We start from the raw sequence: 4,811 nt of genomic DNA, 5'->3' as shown, positions 1-4,811 counted from the left end.
CTGGGCCCCGCTCGCCGCCCACACCTCCGCGCTGTACGCCCAGGAGCGCGCCGCCCCGCACGTCACCGTGGCCCTCGCCCTCGGCGCAGGCCCCTGGCACCGGCTGCGCCGCCACGTCCTGCCGGGCGTCGTACCGCCCGTCGTGCGCCACGCCGTCCTGCGCGTCCCGGCCATCGCCCTGGCGCTCGCCTCCCTGGGCTTCCTCGGCCTCGGGACTCCGGCCCCGGCGCCGGAGTGGGGCCGCATGCTCTCGGAGAACATGCCCTACGCCGAACGCGCCCCCTGGGCCGTCCTCGCCCCCGCCGCCGCTCTCGCCGCCCTCGGCGCGCTCGCGGTGCTGACCTCGGCGGCCGTACGCGGCAAGGGGCGCGGGTGACGATGCCCACGACGCGCACCCGCTCCGGTGCCGCTCCGGAACTCAAGGCCTACCTCCGGCTCCTGACCGCCACCCAGTTCGCCTTCAACACCGGCTTCTACGCGGTCCTGCCCTATCTCGCCGCCCACCTCGGCGACGGACTCGGCATGGCGGGGTGGCTCGTCGGACTCGTGCTCGGGCTGCGCACCTTCAGCCAGCAGGGCCTCTTCGTCGTCGGAGGCGCCCTCACCGACCGCTACGGCCCCCGCCCCGTCGTCCTCACCGGCTGCGTCCTGCGCATCGCCGGATTCTGCTGGCTGGCCCAGGCGGGCACCACCGCCACCGTCATCGGAGCCGTCCTCCTCATCGGCTTCGCCGCGGCGCTCTTCTCACCCGCCGTCGAGTCCGAGACCGCCAGGGCCGCCGTCGCCCACGAGGCCGGGACCGGGACACCGCGGGCCCAGGTGCTGGCCGTGTTCTCCGCCGCCGGCCAGGCCGGAGCCTTCCTCGGGCCCCTGCTCGGCAGCCTGCTGCTGCTCCTGGGGGGCGACTTCCGGACGGCGTGCCTCGCCGGGGCCGTGGTCTTCGTCGGCGTACTCGCCGGGCACGCCCGCCTCATGCCCCGCCGGCCACGCCGCGTCCGGGCCCCCGGGGCGCGCACGGTCCTTCCCCGCGAGGTCTTCGCCAACCGGCCCTTCCTCCTGCTCTGCGTCATCCACAGCACCTACCTCGTCTCCTACAACCAGCTCTACCTCGCCCTGCCGATGGAGGTGGAGCGGGCCACCGGCTCGCAGAGCGCGCTCGGCGGACTCTTCGCGCTCTCCTCCCTGCTCGTCGTCGTCCTCCAGCTGCCGCTGACCCGCTGGTCCGCCCGCCGCATCGCGCCCCGGACCGCCCTCGTCACGGGGCTCGCCGTGGTCGCCTCCGGTTTCGCCGCCGTGCCCCTCCTGCCCGGCGGACCCGCCGGGCTGCTCCCCGGAGCCGCGCTCGTCGTCCTGCTCACGCTCGGCCAGATGCTGCTGGTCCCCGCCGCCCGGGGCCTCGTACCGGACCTGGTCGACGACCACCGGCTGGGGCTCGCCACCGGGGCGCTGTCCTCCGTGTCGGGCCTCGCCGTCCTCGTGGGCAGTGCCGCGACCGGAACGCTCCTCGACGCGTCCGGCCCCGTCCTGTGGGGGGTGCTCACCGCCGTCCCCCTGACCGGTGCGGCGCTCGCCCTGACCCTGTCCGGCGCGGGACGCACGCCCGGACCCCGCACCGACGCCACCGATCGGCCGTGACACGTTTTCCACAGAGGGCGCGGGGCACTGGTGCGGGCCCACTACCCTTGAGGGGTGACTATTCGCCTGTACGACACCAACGCCCGGCAGACCCGTGACTTCGTCCCGCTCACAGCGGGCTGTGTCTCGATCTACCTCTGCGGCGCGACCGTCCAGGCAGCCCCGCACATCGGGCACATCAGGTCCGGGCTGAACTTCGACATCATGCGCCGCTGGTTCGAATACCGCGGGTACGACGTGACGTTCATCCGGAACGTCACCGACATCGACGACAAGATCATCAAGAAGTCCGTGGAGCAGGGCCGCCCCTGGTGGTCCATCGGCTACGAGAACGAGCGCGCGTTCAACGACGGCTACGCCGCCCTGGGCTGCCTCCCGCCCACGTACGAACCGCGGGCCACCGGCCACATCACCGAGATGGTCGAGATGATGCGCGGCCTCATCGAGCGCGGCCACGCCTACGAGGCCGACGGCAACGTCTACTTCGACGTCCGCTCGTACGAGGGATATCTCGAACTCTCCAACCAGGACCTCGACGACCTGCGCCAGCCCTCCGGCGACAACGAGACCGGCAAGCGCGACAAGCGCGACTTCGCCATGTGGAAGGCCGCCAAGCCGGGCGAGCCCAGCTGGGAGACCCCCTGGGGCCGCGGCCGCCCCGGCTGGCACCTCGAATGCTCCGCCATGGCGCACAAGTACCTCGGCACCGCCTTCGACATCCACGGCGGCGGCATCGACCTGATCTTCCCGCACCACGAGAACGAGATCGCCCAGGCCAAGGCGTTCGGCGACACGTTCGCCAAGTACTGGGTGCACAACGGCTGGGTCACCATGTCCGGCGAGAAGATGTCGAAGTCCCTCGGCAACTCCGTGCTGGTCAGCGAGATGGTGAAGGCCTGGCGCCCGATCGTCCTGCGCTACTACCTCGGCACCCCGCACTACCGGTCCATGATCGAGTACAGCGAGGAGGCCCTGCGCGAGGCCGAGTCCGCCTTCGCACGGATCGAGGGCTTCGTCCAGCGCGTGGTGGAGAAGGCCGGGCCCGTCGAGGCCGCCGCCGAGGTGCCGCCCGCGTTCGCCGACGCCATGGACGACGACCTCGGCGTCCCGCAGGCGCTCGCCGTCGTCCACACCACCGTCCGGCAGGGCAATTCCGCCCTCGCCGCGGACGACAAGGAAGCCGCCGTCGCCCGCCTCGCCGAGGTGCGCGCGATGCTCGGCGTCCTCGGTCTGGACCCGCTCGACCCCCACTGGGCCGGCGAGACCGATCGGGGCGAGGATCTGCACGGCGTCGTCGACACCCTCGTACGGCTCGTGCTCGACCAGCGCCAGTCGGCACGCGAGCGCAAGGACTGGCCCGCCGCCGACGCCATCCGCGACCAGCTCAACCAGTCCGGCCTCGTCATCGAGGACAGTCCCAGCGGACCCCGGTGGACCCTCGGTCCGCGCTGAGCGGTCCTTCGCACCATGCGTGAGCAGCGCAAATGTGCCGCCCGGCGGTCCGGGCGGCACACTTTCACTTGACGACGTTTTTCTGAAGCAACGAAACAGGTAGGTCATGGCCGGGAACAGCCAGCGCAGGAACCGCCGCACGTCCAACAAGAAGGGCATGCAGGTCGGCAGCGGTGGCCAGCGACGCCGTGGTCTCGAAGGCAAGGGACCGACGCCGCCCGCCTCCGCCCGCAAGGGACACAAGAAGAACAGGGTGGCGAACGCCCAGGCCAAGCAGGCCGCCGCACGCCGCCCCGCCCCGCGCCGGGGCGGCGCCAAGGGCACGTCGGAGATGGTGGTCGGCCGCAACCCGGTCTTCGAGGCGCTGCGTGACGGCGTGCCCGCCACCACGCTCTACGTCCAGCAGTACATCGACAACGACGAGCGGGTCCGCGAGGCGCTCCAGCTCGCCGGTGAGCGCGGCAACATCCACCTGATGGAGGCGCCGCGCCCCGAGCTCGACCGGATGACGAACGGCCTGAACCACCAGGGCCTCGTCCTCCAGGTCCCGCCCTACGAGTACGCGCACCCGGAGGACCTCACCGCCGCCGCGTACGACAACGACGAGGACCCGCTGATCGTCGCCCTCGACGGCGTCACCGACCCCCGCAACCTCGGCGCGATCGTCCGCTCCGTCTCCGCCTTCGGCGGCCACGGCGTCGTCGTCCCCGAGCGCCGGGCGGCCGGCATGACGGCGGGGGCCTGGAAGTCCTCGGCGGGCACCGCGGCCCGTACGCCCGTCTCGCGGGTCACCAACCTGACGCGCGCCCTGGAGGGCTACCAGAAGGCCGGCCTCACCGTCGTCGGCCTCGCCGCCGACGGCGAGCACACCGTCGAGGACCTGGAAGAGCTGGCGGGCCCCGTCGTCATCGTCATCGGCAGCGAGGGCAAGGGCCTGGGCCGCCTCGTCGGAGAGACCTGCGACTACCGGGTCCGGATCTCCATGCCGGGCGGCGCGGAATCCCTGAACGCCGGTGTCGCCGCGGGCATCGTCCTCTACGAGGTGGCGCGCCGCAGGGCGTGACCTGCGGCGCGTGGGCCCGGGTGGACGGACGGCATACGCCGTCCGTCCACCCGCCAGGGCCTCCGGTGACGCGGCCGGCCCACGGGGATCAGCCGCCGTCCATGGACTGTTGACGGGTCTCGGACACTTCGGACGTGTCAAGGCAGTGTCCTAATCACACATCACTCGGTTAGATGAGTGTGGACACCAGAACGCCTCGGTTCGACGACGACCAACCCGCCCTGAGCATGACGAAGGTGGACAGCGACCCCGCGCAGGTCATCGTCAGCCACGCCAGCTTCCGGGTGCAGCTCGCCCCGGGCCAGCGCACCCGTCTGCGCCCCGTGGACTTCGCCCGGCCGGCCAGGATCCCCGCCATGAGCGACGCGGGCGCCCGCAGGCGGGCGCCCGTCGTGTGGAGTGGCAGGTCCGAGCCCGGCGACCCCGGAGCGACCGGACTCCTCCAGGCCGTACGGAACTCCACCGCCGGCCACTTCGACGCCCGCCCCGGCGGTGACTTCGGAGCGGGCCACGACGACACGGGCGGCGGCACGCAGGTCATCCCCCGCCTCGACGAGACCCAGCCCACCCCCCTGCTCCGGCCCCCCCATCAGCTCGGCGACGGCCGCACCGGACCGCTGCTGCCCCCCATGCGGCAGGCCGTCGGCGCCTACGACACGGC

General features: G+C 72.7%; 4 protein-coding genes and 1 pseudogene. All 5 read left to right on the top strand.

Annotated features, from left to right (window positions below; translation table 11 throughout):
* A partial coding sequence (locus tag VN520_RS10405; RefSeq protein WP_325746582.1) for an ABC transporter permease subunit occupies positions 1-376 on the top strand: 376 nt, incomplete at its 5' end.
* A gap of 2 nt (positions 377-378) precedes the next feature.
* Entirely contained in the window at positions 379-1,635 is a 1,257-nt protein-coding gene (locus tag VN520_RS10400; RefSeq protein ID WP_325746581.1) for an MFS transporter, read from the top strand.
* A 54-nt stretch (positions 1,636-1,689) separates the two neighbouring features.
* On the top strand, positions 1,690-3,087 hold the full coding sequence (cysS, locus tag VN520_RS10395; protein ID WP_325746580.1) for a cysteine--tRNA ligase: 1,398 nt from the start codon (positions 1,690-1,692) through the stop codon (positions 3,085-3,087).
* 106 nt (positions 3,088-3,193) lie between these two features.
* Entirely contained in the window at positions 3,194-4,150 is a 957-nt protein-coding gene (rlmB, locus tag VN520_RS10390; RefSeq protein ID WP_325746579.1) for a 23S rRNA (guanosine(2251)-2'-O)-methyltransferase RlmB, read from the top strand.
* Between the two features lie 173 nt (positions 4,151-4,323).
* Positions 4,324-4,811, top strand: a pseudogene (locus VN520_RS10385) (hypothetical protein); the annotation flags it as partial.

The sequence above is a fragment of the Streptomyces sp. genome (assembly GCF_035563135.1).
In the GTDB taxonomy this organism is placed as follows: Bacteria; Actinomycetota; Actinomycetes; order Streptomycetales; family Streptomycetaceae; genus Streptomyces.
The sequence above is the reverse complement of the archived record's forward strand: the minus strand, read 5'-3'. Positions and strand labels throughout refer to the sequence as shown.